The sequence below is a fragment of the Brucella sp. LJL56 genome (assembly GCF_054871705.1).
In genome coordinates this window covers 986,003-1,003,381 of sequence record NZ_JBTXLQ010000001.1, presented here as the reverse complement: position 1 = coordinate 1,003,381, position 17,379 = coordinate 986,003, and the positions used below count along the sequence as shown (strand labels likewise).

The following is a 17,379-nucleotide window of genomic DNA, read 5'->3' as shown; positions in this document are numbered from 1 at the left end:
TCCGAATCCCGCCTAAACTCACGAATTATCACTATCGCATCCATTGCTACTCGGAAAGAGAGCAGCGGATTATCTCCATTCCGTTGAAAATCTTTATTTCCATATAATGGTATGCATTTCCATTTTATAATACTAACGTTTGTAAATGGAGATAGATTCCATAGGAGGAATGGCCATGGCCAGAATGCGTGCAGTCGATGCAGCCGTGCTTGTGCTGGAAAGAGAAGGGATCAATTGTGCTTTCGGTGTGCCGGGCGCAGCGATCAATCCATTTTATTCGGCAATGAAAGCGCGCGGTTCGATCCGCCACATATTGGCGCGTCATGTCGAGGGTGCTTCGCATATGGCTGAAGGCTATACCCGCGCCAAGCATGGCAATATCGGCCTGTGCATCGGCACCTCCGGCCCCGCCGGAACGGATATGATTACGGGTCTCTATTCGGCTTCCGCCGACTCGATCCCGATCCTCTGCATCACGGGCCAGGCGCCACGTGCGCGTCTTGATAAGGAAGACTTTCAGGCGGTCGATATCGCCAAGATCGCAGCCCCTGTCACCAAATGGGCAGTCACGGTCATGGAACCGGCACTGGTACCATTTGTCTTCCAGAAGGCATTCCATATCATGAAGTCGGGCCGTCCCGGTCCGGTTCTGATCGATCTGCCGATCGATGTCCAGCTTGCCGAAATCGAATTCGATATCGATACCTACCAGCCGATGGAAGCCTACAAGCCTGCTGCCACGCGGGCGCAGGCCGAAAAGGCGCTCGCCATGCTGAACGCCGCGGAACGTCCGCTGATCGTTGCGGGTGGCGGCATCATCAACGCCGACGCATCCGATCTTCTGGTCGAGTTTGCCGAGATCACCGGTATCCCGGTCATCCCGACACTGATGGGCTGGGGCGTCATTCCCGACGACCATCGCCTGATGGCGGGCATGTGCGGTCTCCAGACCTCGCACCGCTATGGCAATGCCAATCTGTTGGCCTCCGATGTCGTTATCGGCGTCGGCAATCGTTGGGCCAACCGTCACACGGGTAATGTCGATACCTACAAGAAGGACCGCAAGTTCATCCATATCGACATCGAGCCGACGCAGATCGGTCGTGTCTTTGCGCCGGACTTCGGTATCGTTTCGGATGCAGGCAAGGCGCTGAAGCTGCTGCTGGACGTTGCGACCGAATGGAAGTCTGCTGGTAAGCTGCGCGACTGGTCGGACTGGGCAAGGGAATGCCAGGAGCGTAAGCGCACCATGCTGCGCAAGACGCATTTCGACCAGACGCCGCTCAAGCCGCAGCGGGTCTATGAGGAGATGAACAAGGCTTTCGGTCGCGATACCTGCTATGTGACGACTATCGGCCTCAGCCAGATCGCAGGCGCGCAGTTCCTGCATGTCTATCGTCCGCGCAACTGGATCAATTGCGGTCAGGCCGGTCCGCTCGGCTGGACGCTGCCAGCAGCTCTCGGTGTCCGTGCTGCCGATCCTGATCGCCCGATTGTTGCACTTTCCGGTGACTATGATTTCCAGTTCATGATCGAGGAACTGGCGGTCGGCGCACAGCACAAGCTGCCCTACATTCATGTGGTCGTGAACAATTCCTATCTCGGCCTCATCCGACAGGCGCAGCGCGGCTTCAATATGGATTTCGAGGTGAGCCTCGCCTTCGACAACATCAATGCCGATGGCGACGCGGAAAAGGGTTATGGCGTCGATCACGTAGCGGTTGCCGAAGGGCTCGGCTGCAAGGCAATCCGGGTGCGCAGCCCCAACCAGTTTGCCGAAAGTTTTGAACAGGCAAAAGCGCTGATGGCGGAGCATCAGGTGCCGGTGGTTCTGGAATTCATTCTGGAACGCGTTACCAATATTTCCATGGGTATCGACATCGATCAGGTTGTCGAATTCGAGGAACTGGCCGAACGTGGCGAAGATGCGCCGACCGCTATCGCAGCTTTGTTAGACTAAAATTTAAAGGAGGCGAAAATGCCGAGATTTGCAGCCAATCTCACAATGCTTTTCAACGAAGCGCCTTTCATGGATCGCTTTGCGCTGGCCGCGAAGGCCGGGTTTACCGGGGTCGAATATCTCTTCCCCTATGAGTTCAACCGGCACGAGCTGAAGGCAGCGCTGACCAAACATAATCTGGCACAGGTCCTGCACAATCTGCCTGCGGGCAACTGGGCTGGTGGCGAGCGCGGCATCGCGGTTCTCCCGGATCGCGTCGATGAATTCCGCCGCGGTGTGGCCGATGCCATCGACTATGCCACGACGCTCAACTGTTCGCAGGTCAACTGCCTTTCCGGCATTGCGCCCCAAGGCATCGATCCAGACGCGATGCGCGCCACTTTCGTCAGCAATCTGCGTCTGGCTGCAAAGGAACTGGGCAAGCACGGCATTCGCCTGCTGATCGAACCGATCAACCACTATGACATTCCGGGCTTCTACCTCAACACGGTAGAGCAGGCGGTTTCGATCATCGATGAAGTGGGCAGCAACAACCTGTTCATCCAATACGACCTCTACCATCAGCAGCGGACACGCGGCGAACTGGTTGCGACTTATGAACGTTACAAGCCGCTGATTGCCCATGTGCAGCTTGCAGACAATCCGGGCCGCAATGAGCCGGGCACTGGTGAGATCAATTATCCGAACGTGTTCGAAGCACTGAAAAACGCCGGATACAAGGGCTGGATCGGCTGCGAATACAAGCCGAAGACCACCACTGAAGAAGGCCTCGGCTGGTTCAAAAACTACGAAGCCGAACGGCTGACTGCGTAAATTTGATTAGGGAGTGAGCGACATGGCCAAGATAGGCTTCATCGGACTGGGGATCATGGGCAAGCCAATGGCGCGGCATCTGCAGGATGCGGGCCACGAGCTTTTCACGTCGAAGCATATTGTGCCGACGCACAAGGAACTGCTCGACAACGGTATGCAGATTCTCGATACCCCGAAGGATGTGGCAGCTCATTGCGACACCACCATCCTTATGTTGCCGGATACGCCACAGGTAGCCGAAGTTCTCTTTGGCGAGAACGGAGCAGCAGAAGGTCTCGGCAAAGGCAAGACGCTTATCGACATGAGCTCGATTTCGCCCATCGAGACAAAAGAGTTCGCGAAGAAGGTGCGGGCGACGGGTGCAGAATATATCGATGCGCCGGTTTCCGGCGGTGAGGTCGGTGCGAAAAATGCAAGTCTCTCCATCATGGCTGGCGGAGCACAGGAGACTTTCGATCAGGCGCTCCCGCTCCTGAAGCTCATGGGCAAGAACATCACGCTCGTCGGCGATTGCGGCGATGGCCAGACCACCAAGGTTGCAAACCAGATCATCGTTGCGCTCAACATCGAGGCTGTTGCCGAAGCGCTGGTTTTCGCTTCCAAGGCAGGCGCAGACCCGGCAAAGGTACGCGAAGCCCTGATGGGCGGTTTTGCATCGTCCCGCATTCTCGAAGTGCATGGCGAACGCATGATCAAGCGGACCTTCGATCCGGGCTTCCGCATTTCGCTGCACCAGAAGGATTTGAACCTTGCACTGCAAGGCGCAAAGGCGCTCGGTGTCTCGCTGCCGAACACGGCCACGGCTCAGGAATTGTTCAATTCCTGCGCGGCACATGGTGACGATGGTCTCGACCATTCGGGTCTGGTGCGCGCTCTGGAGCGGATGGCGAACCACGACGTCGCCTGACACGACTATTGCAAACTCAGGGATTTGAATTCTCTGGAGGGAGAGGGTGGAGCTGGCTGCTTGGAGGAAGTGGCCGGCTCCATTGATTTTATTGGTGCGGCGCGGAATAGTCCTGCCAGCCACAAATCACATCGGGAATCTCATGACTGCCATCGCCGATCCGAAAAAGTTTTTGACCAGCCTTTTCGATGCCGCTGTTGCGGCTGCCGATCCTGAACTGGTGATCCGCGCCAATCTTCCGGCCAAGCCGAAGGGGCGCACGATTGTCATCGGCGCGGGCAAGGGCTCGGCGCAGATGGCGGCGGCTTTCGAGCGCGCCTGGGCCGAAAAACACGATGCCCCGCTGGAGGGCGTGGTGGTCACACGTTATGGCTATGGCGCGCCCTGCGAGCGTATCGAGATCATCGAAGCCGCACATCCGGTTCCCGATGAAGCGGGGCTTGCGGCTTCGAAGCGGCTGTTCGATGCTGTGTCGAACCTGACGGAAGATGATCTCGTGGTGGCGCTTGTTTCCGGTGGTGGGTCTGCCTTGCTGCCGTCGCCGCCGGAAGGGCTGACGCTTGAGGATGAAATCGCCGTCAACAAGATCCTGCTCGCATCCGGTGCACCGATTTCGGCCATGAATGCGGTCCGCAAGCATCTGTCGACGATCAAGGGCGGCAGACTGGCAGCAGCGGCGCATCCGGCAAAGGTTTTCTCGCTGGTCGTCTCGGACATTCCGTGCGACAATCCGGCCTTCGTGGCTTCCGGCCCAACTGTGCCGGACGAGACAAACCGCGATGAGGCGTTGAAAATCATCGAACGCTATCGGCTGGATTTGCCCGAAGCTGTTCTTGCCCACATCAAGAGCGAAGCTGCCCACGCACCGAAGCCGGAAGACATGGTTTTTGCAGGCAATGAAGTGCGCGTCATTGCTTCGGCTGCGGTTTCGCTGGAAGCGGCGGTGAAGGAAGCCGCGCGTCATGGCGTCGAAGCTGTGATCCTGTCCGATGCGATGGAGGGTGAGGCGCGGGAAGTGGCGCATGTTCATGCGGCGATTGCCCGCGAAGTGGCCGACCGCGACCGTCCGTTCAAGAAGCCGGTGGTCATTCTGTCAGGCGGTGAAACGACCGTCACCATTCGCGGCAAGGGCGGCAAGGGCGGGCGCAACAGCGAGTTCCTGCTGTCTTTCGCGCTTGATATTGATGGCTATGAAAATATCCATGCGCTGGCCGCTGACACAGATGGCATTGACGGTTCGGAGGACAATGCGGGCGCCTTTGCCGATGGTTCCACCGTTTCGCGTCTGCAAAAAGCGGGCGAAGATGGCGCGGCGCGGCTCAATGCCAATGATGCATGGACGGCATTCGACGCCGTTGGTGATCTGTTCGTACCGGGGCCAACCGGCACGAATGTCAATGATCTACGCGCGATTTTGATAACGGGCTAGTTTCGTCATCAAGGAGAATGCGGTTTGCCGCTCCGTCCAGATCGTCATACTGGCCGTTTTTCAACGACCAGAGAAAGGCGACAAGGCCAAGCAGGCCCAGAAACAGCGCGATGGGAATGAGAAAGAGAAGTCCACTCATTTGTGCGCTTCCTTGATGATGGCAACAGGCGCGATAGTCTTTTGCGTCTGTTGCTTTTGTTTTCCAGCCCGCAACCGCAATGCGTTGCTGACGACCACGATGGACGACAGCGACATTGAAAGGGCCGCCACCAGCGGTGTGACAAAGCCAAAAATCGCAATCGGCACGGCTATTATATTATAGCCGATGGAAAGCGCAAAATTCTGGCTGATCAACCGGCCCGCTTCCTTCGATACAGCAAAAGCAAGCGGCACGGCAGACAGGCTCTCACGCAGGAAGACGAAATCGGCAGCATTGCGGCCAATGTCGGCAGCGGTTGCCGGCGCCATGGAAACATGGGCGGCGACAAGGGCAGGAGCATCGTTCAATCCGTCGCCCACCATCAGGACCTTGCGACCCTCGACCGATAGTTTCTGCACCAGCTCCGACTTGTCGGCGGGCAATACCTCCGCCTGGAAATTATCGATGCTGAGATAACCCGCTAGCTTTTGCACGGCGGGCAATCTGTCTCCTGAAATGATGCCGAGCTTGAGGCCGTTTTGCCTTAGTGTGGCAATAGCTCCGGCAGCGTCTTCGCGCGGCTGGTCTTCAAAATGGAAGCTCTCAACCAGCTTTCCATCGATGGAAAGGCAGGTTTCAGGGCCGTCAGCATGGGGCAGGGCGGTGGCGCTATTTTCCGCCCAGTCCCGCTTGCCAAGCCGATAGATGGAGCCGTTGAGCTCTGCTTCGATGCCTGCGCCCGGCACTTCCTCGATACGGGTAAATGCGGTCATCGGTTTTGCGCCCGAGAACAGTGCAAGCGCCCGCGACAGCGGATGACGCGAGTAAAGCGATAGTTCGGCTGCGATTTCGAGATTGTGGGGATCGATGGCATCGGTATTGATCAGTCCCGGCTGACCGAGGGTCAATGTGCCGGTCTTGTCGAAGATGGCGGTATCGATTTCGGCCATCCGTTCCATGGCGGAGCCGTCCTTGATCATGATGCCGTTTTCGAACAGGCGACGGGCCGCAACCACCTGCACAATCGGCACTGCAAGAGCGAGCGCGCAAGGGCAAGTGATGATGAGGGTGCAGATCGCGATATAGATCGAACGATACCAGTCGCCACCGGTATAGATCATCCAACCGACAAAGGCCGCAAAGGCGATGGTATGGACCATCGGCACGTAGAGTTCGGAAGCGCGGTCTGCAAGACGACGGTAATAGGCGCGCCCGCCTTCCGCCACATCCATTAGCCGCACCATTTCGGCAAGGAAGGAATCCTTGGCTTCCGCCGTCGCGCGAATGACGAGCGGTGTGGAAAGATTGAGCGTGCCCGCGCGAATATCCGAGCCGGGACCGACAGGAACCGCATCGCTTTCACCCGATGCAATAGCGCAATCGAGTTCCGAGCGGCCTTCTTCCACCTTGGCATCGACGGGTACACGTTCACCAGCCGCAAGAATGATGCGCATTCCGGGGCGGATTTCGTTGACCGGCAGGTAATTGCGTTCGTCATTCTCGCCGATCACCACCGCGCCGCGGCTGCCGAGTTGTGCCAGTCCGCGCACCGCAGAACGTGCACGGGCGCGCATCATGTAGTCGAGCGTGCGGCCGATCAGCAGGAAGAACAGTAAGGTCACCGATGCATCGAAATAGGCGTGCTGGCCATGATGCAGCGTTTCATAAACACTCATGCCGAAGGCAAGCGTGATGGCGAGCGCGATCGGCACATCCATGTTCACGCGCCGTGCTCGCAGCGCATTCCACGCGGAAACATAGAAAATCCGGCCGGAATAGATCAGCGTCGGCAGGGCGATGAGGCCGGAAATCCAGTGAAACATATCGCGTGTTGCAGCGTCCGCACCCGACCACACGGCAACGGACAAAAGCATCACATTGCTGGAAGCGAAAGCTGCAACGCCAAGCGCGATCAAAAGTCGTGTGAAGGTTGGGTCCTTGTCCTGCGCCATGTCGAAAATATGCGCTTCATAACCCAGCCTGCGTAGCGGATCGACCACATCGGGCGGCGTTTCGCCATCTTTCCAGCGCACGGTCACGCGGCGGGCCGTCAGGTTGACGCGGACATAGGCAACGCCCGCTATTCTGCCGAGCGTCTCCTCGATAGTCTTGATGCACAGGCCGCAATGAACGCCGGGAACCGACAGGTCGAGCTGGCGAAAGCCGTCACCGAGCGCGCGGCTTGCAATCTGCATTTCATCCGCCGAAACCGCCTGAACAACGGTCGCTATCTGAGCATTCTCGACGCAGCAGCTCATAGTATTCTCCCGTCCTTCACCAGAACGCGAATGATATGACGATAGGGGTCTTCGAGACCGGCATCGGCATTCACTTCCATGATCCATGCACCCTCGCCAAGTTCAAGCGGAGCGGTCAGTATGCCGGGCTCGCGGGCGGTGAGCGTGACCTTGGTGTCGTGTTCATCGCCGACCGGGCGTTTGAACTCCACCGTGCCGCCCGTCGTGACGACGGCCTTGCCTTCATTGTCGGCCAGCTTCCAGGTGAAAACGCCGTTCTCATAGGCAGGTTTCGACTGCCATTGCAGGGCGGCCTGCTCCTTGCCGGTCTGGGCCTTGTCGTTGAACTCCTGGCTGGCGACATAGGTGTTCTTCACCACCAGCCCGCTCCAGCTATGGATAGCGTTATAGGCCATGGTCAGGTTGACGGCGATAATGACACCGAAGAAGGCGAACATGATGCCCAGCATATGCCAGCCGGTGAACGTGCCCGAGGTTTTCGACTTGATCGACATTATCTGCCCTCCGGTGCCATGAAAGTTGCCTTGTAGCGGGCCTGTTCCGCGCCATTTGCGTCACGCACCTCGATTTCATAGTCGTGGCGATGATCCGTAATCGCATCATGCGGCATGGTGACGAAGACACGCAACGTCTTCAGACGGTCCGGTTCCACTGGCACGTCGTAATTGCCGTCTGCATCCGCTGTTTCATCCTGAACGGTCAGTGTTGCTCCGGGCAGGCCCTCGATGGAAAGACGGAAGGTGCGTGGTGTCGGGATCATGTTCAGCAGCTTGACCGTGTAACCATTGCGGATCGATCCGTCCGACAGAAGTACATATTGCGGGGTGCGATCGTGCAGCACGTTGATGCCGATGCGCTGGCGTGTCGACAGCGAGATGACGAGCGTCAGACCGATGAGCGCCCATATAGCGAAGTAGAACATGCTGCGCGGGCGCAACACCTTCTTCCATGACAGGTTCTGCACCTTGTCCGAGAACGTGTTCGGTGCCTTGTAGACACGGGCGGGGTCGATGGGAGCGGTACCGTTATTGGTCGCAAGCGCCATGTTGAAGTCGTAATCGGCCAGTGTCGCATAGGAGATGAGACCACGCGGCTTGTCGATCTTGTCCATCACGGAATTGCAGGCGTCGATGCACAGCGCACAGGTAATACATTCCAGTTGCTGGCCGTCGCGAATATCGATCCCCATCGGGCAGGCGGCGACACAGGCATTGCAATCCACGCAATCGCCCACGGTTTCGCCTGCGGCAATCGCCTTCTTGGAATGGCGGGAGCGTGGCTCGCCGCGCCAGTCATTATAGGTGACTGTGAGCGAATTTTCGTCCAGCATCGCGGCCTGAATACGCGGCCACGGGCACATATAGGTGCAGACCTGCTCGCGCATCAGTCCGCCGAAAATATAGGTGGTGGCGGTCAGGATAGCGACGGTGAAATAGGCGACGGGTGCGGCCTGACCGGTCACGAAATCCATGAGCAGCTTCGGCGCGTCGGCGAAATAGAAAATCCAGGCGCCGCCCGTCAGGACACCAATGACGATCCAGATGGAGTGTTTGGCAACCCGCTTCCAGATCTTGTCGAAGGTCCATGGCCCCTTGTCGAGCTTCATGCGCGCATTGCGGTCGCCTTCTATAGCGCGTTCCACGACGAGATAGAGATCGACCCAGACGGTCTGCGGACAGGTATAGCCGCACCAGGCGCGGCCCGCGACGGAGGTGACGAGAAACAGACCAAGGCCCGCCATGATGAGCAGGCCCGCGACGTAGTAGAATTCCTGCGGCCAGATTTCGACGAAGAAGAAGTAGAAGCGACGGTTGGCAAGATCGATCAGCACCGCCTGATCGGGCGCATAGGGGCCGCGATCCCAGCGCAGCCAGGGCGTCAGATAGTAGATGCCCAGCGTAATGAGCATAACAATCCATTTGAAGCGCCGGAATTCGCCCTGCACGCGCTTCGGAAAAATCTTCACCCGCGCCGCATAAAGCGCCTTCCCGCTTTTAGGGGCACGGGTCTTGGGGGAATTGACTGCCTGAACGTCAATGCGTTCGACATCGTCTGACATTTTTTGCTCCTGCCGCACTGGGCCTTTGGCAAGCTCAGAGACTGAAAGGGAGTAGGGGAATATGGGAGTAAGGGAGTATGAGAAGAGGCAGCGTCGTTTCGGGCGTTCACAACCAAAACATACTCCCCTATTCCCCTACTGCCTTACTCCCTTCTCTTCATTCGCCTCCGCCCAACGAATGGACGAAGATGGCAAGCTGTTTGACGGTCGCATCGCCGAGGCGCGTTTCCCATGCGGGCATGACGCCATGCTTGGGATGCGAGACCTGACGCACGATGGCGTCTTCGCCGGAACCGTAGAACCAGATGGCGTCTGTCAGGTTCGGTGCGCCGAACTCGCGCAGGCCTTTGGCATCCGCGCCATGGCAGACGGCGCAGTTTTCCGCGAAGACCTTCTGCCCTTCCGGCACCATTTCCGGATTATGCGGTGTGCCGGAGAGGCTCACCACATAGGCGGCGACATCGCGGATCTGCTGCGGTTCCAGCACGTCGACAAATGCCGGCATTTCGGAAACGCGGGTGTCGGCATCATCCTTCGAGCGCACACCATGACGAATGGTGGTCAGGACGTCGTCGATGGACCCGCCCCACAACCAGTCGTCATCGTTGAGGTTCGGATAGCCGGGCGCCCCTTGCGCGCCGGAACCGTGGCACTGCACGCAGTTGACGCGGAAGGCAGCAGCGCCACCGGCAATCGCATATTGGCGCAGGTTTTCATCCGCCAGAATCTCGTGCACATCCTTGGCTTTGATCTGGTCGATGATACCTTGACGCTCGCTGTCGATCTTGGCGGTTTCTTCCCAGAAAGTGCCACGGCTCGACCAGCCAAGCATGCCTTCCGTGGAACTGGAAATCAGCGGCCAGGCCGGATAGGCGATCACATAGGCAAGCGCCCAGAAAATGGTTGCATACCAAGTCCACAGCCACCAGCGAGGCATCGGATTGTCCAGCTCCCTGATGCCGTCCCATTCGTGTCCGGTTGTTGCTACACCGCTGACTTCATCGATCTGTTTGTCAGTCATTTTTGTCGTCCTTGAATGGAATTTCCTTCGCTTCATCGGCTTTCTTTTTGCTTCCGGGGCGGAAAGCAAAAAGAATGACAAAGACAAAGAAGAGCGCCATGGCAAGCAGGCCCCAGCTATCGGCGAAAGTGCGTAGGGTGTTGTAATCCATCGCTAAATCTCCGCTTTATCTCGCCTTGGGGGACTGATCGTAGGTCGAGAAGTCAACGAGGGTGCCGAGCATCTGGAGATAGGCGATGAGTGCATCCATTTCCGAGACCATCTGCGGATTGCCGTCGAAGTCGCCGAGCTTGGCCTTGGGATAGCGGGCCTCGACGCCGGATGTATCGGCGTCGGGAGAGGCCTGTGCCTTCAGATCGTCAAGCGCGCTGTCGATCATTTCCTGCGTGTAAGGCACGCCGACTGCCACATTGGCTTTCAGATTGCCTGCGATGTTGGAAGCATCCAGCGGACGGTCTTTCAGGAAGGCATAGCTTGGCATGACCGATTCCGGCACCACGTCGCGCGGGCGGATAAGGTGTTGCACATGCCACTCGTTCGAATAGCGGCCACCGACGCGCGCAAGGTCAGGCCCCGTGCGCTTCGAACCCCACTGGAACGAATGATCGTACATGGATTCCGCAGCCAGACTGTAATGGCCGTAGCGTTCTACTTCATCGCGGAACGGACGGATCATCTGGCTGTGGCAAAGGTAGCAGCCTTCACGCACATAGACGTCACGGCCCGCAAGCTCCAGCGGCGAGTATGGGCGCATGCCCTCCACTTTCTCGATGGTGTTTTCGAGGTAGAAGAGCGGTGCGATTTCAACGATGCCACCGACCGTAACCACGGCGAGCGATGCGATCAGCAGCAGCGTTGCGTTTTTCTCCAGCTTGGAGTGGTTCTTTAGTATCGACATAAATCACACGCTCCTTATTCGGCAGGCTGCATGGCTGCACCGGCAACGGTCCGGGTGCCGCCCATAGGGGCTTCGTTGCGCAGATTGCCGCGAATGGTCTGATAGACGTTCCAGGCCATCACGAAGCCACCGGCGAGATAGAACACACCGCCAAGCGTACGGATGACGTAGTATGGGAACATGGCGAGCACGGTTTCCGCGAAGGAATAGACGAGGAAGCCCTGATCGTCGTATTCGCGCCACATCAGGCCCTGCTGGATACCGGCAACCCACATGGCAGCCGCGTAGAGAACGATGCCGAGCGTCGCCAGCCAGAAGTGCCAGTTGACCATGCGGATCGAATAGAGCCGCTGGCGGTTCCACAGCTTCGGTGCGAGGTAATAGACGGCGGCAAACGAGATCATGCCATTCCAGCCAAGTGCGCCCGCATGAACGTGACCGATGGTCCAATCCGTATAGTGGGACAACGAATTGACGGCCTTGATCGAGAGCATCGGGCCTTCAAAGGTCGCCATGCCGTAGAAGGCGATAGCTGCAACCATCAGGCGGATGATCGGATCGGTGCGAACCTTGTCCCATGCGCCCGAAAGCGTCATCAGACCGTTGATCATGCCACCCCATGAAGGCATCCAGAGCATGATCGAGAACACCATGCCGAGCGTCTGTGCCCAATCAGGAACAGCAGTGTAATGCAGATGGTGCGGACCAGCCCAGATATAGAGGAAGATGATCGACCAGAAGTGCACGATCGACAGGCGGTAGGAATAGACCGGACGCTCTGCCTGCTTCGGCACGAAATAGTACATCATGGCCAGGAATGGCACGGTCAGGAAGAAGGCAACGGCGTTATGACCGTACCACCATTGCGTCACCGCATCCTGAACGCCGGAGAAAGCAGAATAGCTCTTCACGCCGAGGAAGGAGACCGGGATCGCCAGATTGTTGATGATGTGCAACATGGCGATGGTGATGATGAAGGACAGGTAGAACCAGTTCGCCACATAGATATGCGGCTCCTTGCGCTTCAGAATCGTGCCGAGGAAGACGACCAGATAGGCGACCCAGACGATGGTGAGCCAGATGTCGACATACCATTCCGGTTCGGCATATTCGCGGCTCTGTGTGATGCCGAGCAGATAGCCGGTCGCGGCCATCACGATGAAGAGCTGATAGCCCCAGAACACGAACCATGCGAGGTCGCCGCCGATGAGCCGGGCGCGGCAGGTGCGCTGCACGACATAGAACGACGATGCGATCAGGATGTTGCCGCCAAACGCAAAAACAACCGCAGAAGTGTGCAGCGGACGCAGGCGACCGAAGTTCAGATAGGGTTCCAGATTGAGATCGGGAAAGGCGAGCTGCGCGGCGATAACCACACCGACCAGAAAGCCGGTCACACCCCAGAAAACCGTTGCGATGACACCGTAGCGGACCGGGCCATCCATATAGGTGGATTGATCGACCTTTTTCGGCGTCAGGCCGTAATCGGCATTTCGCATCAGAAGAATGGTGAAGATGGCCAGCGTAGCGAACAGAATCCACATATGGGTTCTGAACAGCTCGTCATGGGAGAAACCGGCCAGAAGCACGGCAAAAAGTGCCCCCAGACCGGAAAGGACTGTTCCAGCGGCGTAGTTCATGAAATCCCCTCGCAGAGCGCATAACAAGAGCCGTCTCGGATGAGACAGCAATAGCGATAGGTTCCCTATCCGCGCATCAGATGCAAGTGTCATTGATCTAAATCAACGACAGCGACCAAAAGCCCGAAAAATAGGGGGGCTTTTATCCGACAATCGTGCTGGGCACGACAAGTGCCGCGGTCAGGCCGCCCTCGGGACGGTTCTGCAGCAAAACTTTGCCACCCATCCGTTCTGTCGCCATTTTCACGATTGCAAGGCCAAGGCCACTACCGGTTTCGTTGCGATGTGCGCCGCGGAAGAACCGCTCTGTCACGCGCGGCATTTCGCTTTCGGGAATGCCGGGGCCGTCATCCTCGACGGTGAGCCTGAGTTTGCCCGCTTCGGCTTCGATCCGGCAGCGCACGGTGCCGCCCTTCGGCGAGTGATTGACCGCATTTTCGATCAGATTGCGGGCGGCAAGCGTGAACAGATGCGGGGAGGGCAGTTGCACCAGAGGCATGGTTTCCGGCAGTTCGATGGAAATTCCACGCTGGGCTGCGAGCATCCGCATATCGGTGGAAACCGCGACCAGAAGCTGGCATGCCGGTTCGCCTATCGGCGTTTCCGTCTCGTCGCCGGTTTCGAGCGCCGCAAGATCGAGAAGCTGGCTGACGAGGCGGCTCGTGCGGTCGACGCCCGCCGCGATCTGGCGCACCGCATTGGCGCGCATTTTCTCGTCCTTTGCACCTTCGGCAATCTGTGCCTGCGTCTTCAGTCCGGCGAGCGGCGTCTTCAGCTCATGCGCAGCGAAGATCGCAAAGTTGCGCTCGCGCTCGCGTGCGTCCTCGACGCGGTGGAAAAGTCCGTTCAGCGCGGTGACAGCAGGCGCGATCTCCTTCGGCAGATTCTGTTCGGGAAGCGGGCGCAAATCCTCCGCACGCCGTTTGGAAAGCACGGAGGCAAGACGGCTCAGCGGGTTGAGGCCGCGCCGCACGCACAGCCAGATCATCAGCGCCAGAACGGGCAGCATCAGCAAGGCTGGCAGAACAAGACCCGTTACGACATTTTGTACCAGCCTCTCGCGAACGCTCAGGCTGTCACCAACCATGACACGCAGGCCAAGCTGGGTATTTTCGACAGCGAAGACGCGCCATCGGTCGCCAGCGACTTCCGTATCGGAGAAACCGTTCGCAACATTGGTAAGCCGTACACCGGGCGCACTTTCAGACCGTCCGAGAAGCTTGCCGTCGAGCGCCCATATCTGGCAGAATAACTGTCGGTCGTAGAGTGGAAAATCCGGCATCGGCTTCAGCGACAATTGCCCGCCGTCGCCTTCCGGCCCAACCTCCACACGATGCTCGGTCAAAAGCGAATTGACCATGCGTGCGGCCTCCATCAGGCGCGCATCGAGCACTTTTTCGAGCTGTGACTGGGTGCTGATGTGAATCCACACCACCGCGAAAAGCCAGACAAGACAGGTGACGCCGATCAATATGCCGGTCAGGCGGCTGCGAATGGAATTCATGCGTTTGCCCCCGCCAGACGGTAGCCGACTCCGCGCACCGTTTCGATATAATCGGAACCGAGTTTCGAGCGCAGGTGGTGGATATGCACTTCCACCGCGTTGCTCTCCACTTCTTCCTGCCAGCCATAAAGCGCTTCTTCCAGCGAGGATTTGGAGAAGGTGGCGGTCGGCCGTTCCATGAGGGCGCGCAGGATCGAGAATTCACGTCGCGTCAGCCTGACGGGCTCACCATGGAAGCGCACCGACATCTCCGCCGGGTCCAGTTCGACGCCGCGCCATTCAAGCAGGGCATTTGCACGTCCGGCACCACGTCGGGCGACGGCACGCACACGGGCTGCAAGCTCATGCAGGTCGAAGGGCTTGCCGACATAATCATCTGCACCCGCATCGAGGCCTGCGATGCGCTCGGGCACCTGATCGCGGGCAGTCAGCAGCAGCACCGGCGTCTCGTCGCGACCGCGCCGCATGGTCTTGAGGATGTCGAGGCCTGAACCGTCGGGCAGCATCAGGTCGAGCACCACGGCGTTGTAATTTTGTGCGGCAAGTGCTGCTTCCGCATCGCCGCAATTGGAAACGGCATCCACGGTGAAACCGGCAAGCCCCAACCCTACGGTCAGTCCGTCGAGGAGGATCGTGTCGTCTTCAACCACGAGTATGCGCATGAGTTCCTGTTTCCGCCGTTATTGGCAATTAGAGCATTTCCAGCAAAAGGGCGAAGCGGTTTTGCGTAGGATAGTGCGACGAACCAAATACTTGGCACGCGAGCTTTTCACCGCGCCAGCTTAAGGCTGCCTTAAGGTGGCCGGAGCATTCGCCTTTTGCAACATGATCAATTTGTCCGAATCGAATTTATGCGGAAAATCGTAATGCGTTTCTTTGCGAGCCTTGCCGGCTTATTCATCAGTTTGTTTCTCGCGCTCGGCCCGGCATCGGCAGCAAATCCGCTGCCCGTCGATCAGGCGTTCCGACTGAGCGTGCTGAAGGATACGGATGGCCGTCTTGTGCTCAACTGGCAGATCGCGGAAGGGTATTATCTTTATCGCGATCACATAGAGGCGAAGGACGGGCAGGGAAATGCGCTTGCTGTCGACACGCAGCCCGGCCAACCCAAGGACGACCCGAATTTCGGGCAGCTGGAAGTCTATTACACCCATGCCACAGCAAGCGTGAAGGCTGGTGAACAGCCGCTGGAACTGACTTATCAGGGCTGTCAGGAAGACGGTATCTGCTACCGTCCGGAAACGAGAACCGTCGATCCGGTCACGCTCGCCATATCGAGCGAAATGGGGCAGAAGGCAAAGGCGCTGACGCAGGCATCGGCATTTGCACCGGCTGCTGTGCCATCCATGGAGCAAAATACGGCGTTCGCCCTTGCACCCGAAAAGGGCATGGTCGAAGGGCTGCTCGATCAAGGTGGCACCGGGCTGGTGATCGCGGCATTTCTGGCTTTCGGCGTTCTGCTTGCTTTCACACCTTGCGTTTTTCCGATCTATCCCATTCTTGCCGGAACGCTGGCACGCGAAGGTGAAAAGCTGACAGCAAAGCGCGGCTTTGTGCTTTCAATAATCTATGTCGTCAGCCTGGCATTGGGTTTTGCCGTCGTGGGCGCAATTGCAGGCTGGTCGGGGCAGAATCTGCAAATGGTGCTGCAATCGAAATGGACCGCGCTCGTACTGGCCGGAATATTCACGCTTCTGGCGCTCTCCATGTTCGGCCTGTTCCAGATCCAGCTTCCAAATTCATGGGTCAGCGCGATTTCTTCGCGTACTGGCCCTCATGGCCAGCAGCGAACAGGTTCCAAGCGTTCTGCCGCCATTCTCGGTTTCTCGTCGGTACTGATTGTCGGCCCATGTGTTACGGCACCTCTCGCAGGCGCGCTGCTCTATATCGCGCAGACGGCCAATGTCGCGCTGGGCGCTTCCGCGCTCTTTGCGCTTGGCATCGGCAAGGGATTGCCGCTCATTGCTTTCGCCACGCTCGGCGCTGGTACGCTCCCGCGTGCAGGCGCATGGATGGAAACGGTGAAGCAGATTTTCGGCTTCGGGTTTCTGGCTACCGCAATCTTCATGGCCGCTCCGCTTCTGCCGCCCGGCGTGGATATGGTGCTGTGGGCGCTTCTGCTTTTCGGAACTGCAAGTTTCGCTTTTCTCAAAATTCCAGGGCGCAGCGTTGTCGCGCGCACAATCGGCACGGCAGCTTTCGTCTATGGTGTCATTTTGATGCTCGGCGTGGCTTCAGGCGGAAAAGACCCGTTGCAACCGCTGGCCGCATTCGGTAACCGTGGCGGCAACCAGAATCTGGCCGCGCTGCAATTTGCGCCGGTCGAGACTGTTTCTTCCCTTCAGGAGAAACTTGTTGAAGCGCGCGGCGACAAGCCGACGCTTGTCTATTTCACGGCGGACTGGTGCGTAAGCTGTTCCACCGTGGAGCGTCGGGTTTTGCCCGATGCAAACGTGAAGAAGGCACTGGATGGCTATCAGCTCATCAAGGCGGATATTTCGCAGCTCACCAGTGGCAATGCCGATCTGATGGCAAAGCTTGGTGTGGCAGGGCCGCCGACAATGATCTTCTTCAATCGCATCAGCAAGGAACTGGAGGGGACCAGATTGGTGGGCGATGTCACAACCGCCTCTATCGAACGTTCGGTCGGCCTTGTGAGCGCCGACCAGAAATAAGGATGTAAGGATTTTAAGATGGACCGGGGGCTGGGGTTTTGAACGTAGTGAAAGAAAAGCGAAATGCGCGGAGATC

At 58.1% G+C, this 17,379-nt stretch carries 15 protein-coding genes; 5 read left to right on the top strand and 10 right to left on the bottom strand.

Going from position 1 to position 17,379, the window contains the following annotated elements; translation table 11 throughout:
* Window positions 1-175: 175 nt before the first annotated feature.
* The 4 genes from gcl to ACYSN1_RS04945 all read left to right on the top strand — a co-directional run bounded on the left by gcl (window position 176) and on the right by ACYSN1_RS04945 (window position 5,109).
* Window positions 176-1,960 carry a glyoxylate carboligase gene (gcl, locus tag ACYSN1_RS04960; RefSeq protein ID WP_461724644.1) on the top strand — a complete coding sequence of 595 codons (1,785 nt, stop codon included), beginning with the start codon at window positions 176-178 and terminating at the stop codon, window positions 1,958-1,960.
* Between the two features lie 18 nt (window positions 1,961-1,978).
* Window positions 1,979-2,773, top strand: a complete 795-nt coding sequence (gene hyi, locus ACYSN1_RS04955) for a hydroxypyruvate isomerase (protein WP_461724643.1) — start codon at window positions 1,979-1,981, stop codon at window positions 2,771-2,773.
* 22 nt (window positions 2,774-2,795) lie between these two features.
* Window positions 2,796-3,680, top strand: a complete 885-nt coding sequence (glxR, locus tag ACYSN1_RS04950) for a 2-hydroxy-3-oxopropionate reductase (RefSeq protein WP_461724642.1) — start codon at window positions 2,796-2,798, stop codon at window positions 3,678-3,680.
* Between the two features lie 142 nt (window positions 3,681-3,822).
* Window positions 3,823-5,109 (top strand): glycerate kinase type-2 family protein, encoded by a 1,287-nt coding sequence (locus ACYSN1_RS04945; protein ID WP_461724641.1) that lies wholly within the window; start codon window positions 3,823-3,825, stop codon window positions 5,107-5,109.
* Here the strand turns inward: ACYSN1_RS04945 and ccoS are convergent.
* The 10 genes from ccoS to ACYSN1_RS04895 all read right to left on the bottom strand — a co-directional run bounded on the left by ccoS (window position 5,075) and on the right by ACYSN1_RS04895 (window position 15,290).
* On the bottom strand, window positions 5,075-5,248 hold the full coding sequence (ccoS, locus tag ACYSN1_RS04940) for a cbb3-type cytochrome oxidase assembly protein CcoS (protein ID WP_061345049.1): 174 nt from the start codon (window positions 5,246-5,248) through the stop codon (window positions 5,075-5,077). The two genes, ACYSN1_RS04945 and ccoS, sit on opposite strands and share 35 nt — an antisense overlap.
* Window positions 5,245-7,506: a cation-translocating P-type ATPase gene (locus ACYSN1_RS04935; protein WP_461724640.1), complete on the bottom strand. Its 2,262-nt coding sequence runs from the start codon at window positions 7,504-7,506 to the stop codon at window positions 5,245-5,247. Before ACYSN1_RS04935 ends, ccoS begins: the two co-directional genes overlap by 4 nt.
* Complete coding sequence (locus ACYSN1_RS04930) at window positions 7,503-8,000, bottom strand: FixH family protein (RefSeq protein WP_461724639.1); 498 nt, start codon at window positions 7,998-8,000, stop codon at window positions 7,503-7,505. Before ACYSN1_RS04930 ends, ACYSN1_RS04935 begins: the two co-directional genes overlap by 4 nt.
* Window positions 8,000-9,565: a cytochrome c oxidase accessory protein CcoG gene (gene ccoG / locus ACYSN1_RS04925; RefSeq protein WP_461724638.1), complete on the bottom strand. Its 1,566-nt coding sequence runs from the start codon at window positions 9,563-9,565 to the stop codon at window positions 8,000-8,002. Before ccoG ends, ACYSN1_RS04930 begins: the two co-directional genes overlap by 1 nt.
* Before the next feature lie 157 nt (window positions 9,566-9,722).
* On the bottom strand, window positions 9,723-10,586 hold the full coding sequence (gene ccoP / locus ACYSN1_RS04920) for a cytochrome-c oxidase, cbb3-type subunit III (protein ID WP_461724637.1): 864 nt from the start codon (window positions 10,584-10,586) through the stop codon (window positions 9,723-9,725).
* The gene (locus ACYSN1_RS04915) at window positions 10,579-10,737 is read right to left on the bottom strand and encodes a CcoQ/FixQ family Cbb3-type cytochrome c oxidase assembly chaperone (protein ID WP_024896091.1); all 159 of its coding nucleotides are present in this window, start codon (window positions 10,735-10,737) and stop codon (window positions 10,579-10,581) included. The genes ccoP and ACYSN1_RS04915 overlap by 8 nt, the downstream gene beginning before the upstream one ends.
* A 15-nt stretch (window positions 10,738-10,752) precedes the next feature.
* Complete coding sequence (gene ccoO / locus ACYSN1_RS04910; RefSeq protein WP_461724636.1) at window positions 10,753-11,484, bottom strand: cytochrome-c oxidase, cbb3-type subunit II; 732 nt, start codon at window positions 11,482-11,484, stop codon at window positions 10,753-10,755.
* Between the two features lie 14 nt (window positions 11,485-11,498).
* Window positions 11,499-13,124: a cytochrome-c oxidase, cbb3-type subunit I gene (gene ccoN, locus ACYSN1_RS04905; protein ID WP_461724635.1), complete on the bottom strand. Its 1,626-nt coding sequence runs from the start codon at window positions 13,122-13,124 to the stop codon at window positions 11,499-11,501.
* A 142-nt stretch (window positions 13,125-13,266) separates the two neighbouring features.
* The gene (locus tag ACYSN1_RS04900) at window positions 13,267-14,628 is read right to left on the bottom strand and encodes an ATP-binding protein (RefSeq protein WP_461724634.1); all 1,362 of its coding nucleotides are present in this window, start codon (window positions 14,626-14,628) and stop codon (window positions 13,267-13,269) included.
* Complete coding sequence (locus ACYSN1_RS04895) at window positions 14,625-15,290, bottom strand: response regulator (protein WP_461724633.1); 666 nt, start codon at window positions 15,288-15,290, stop codon at window positions 14,625-14,627. The genes ACYSN1_RS04900 and ACYSN1_RS04895 overlap by 4 nt, the downstream gene beginning before the upstream one ends.
* Window positions 15,291-15,494: 204 nt before the next feature.
* Between ACYSN1_RS04895 and dsbD the strand changes: the two genes are divergently transcribed.
* Window positions 15,495-17,303 (top strand): protein-disulfide reductase DsbD, encoded by a 1,809-nt coding sequence (gene dsbD / locus ACYSN1_RS04890; RefSeq protein WP_461724632.1) that lies wholly within the window; start codon window positions 15,495-15,497, stop codon window positions 17,301-17,303.
* The last annotated feature ends 76 nt before the right edge of the window (window positions 17,304-17,379 follow it).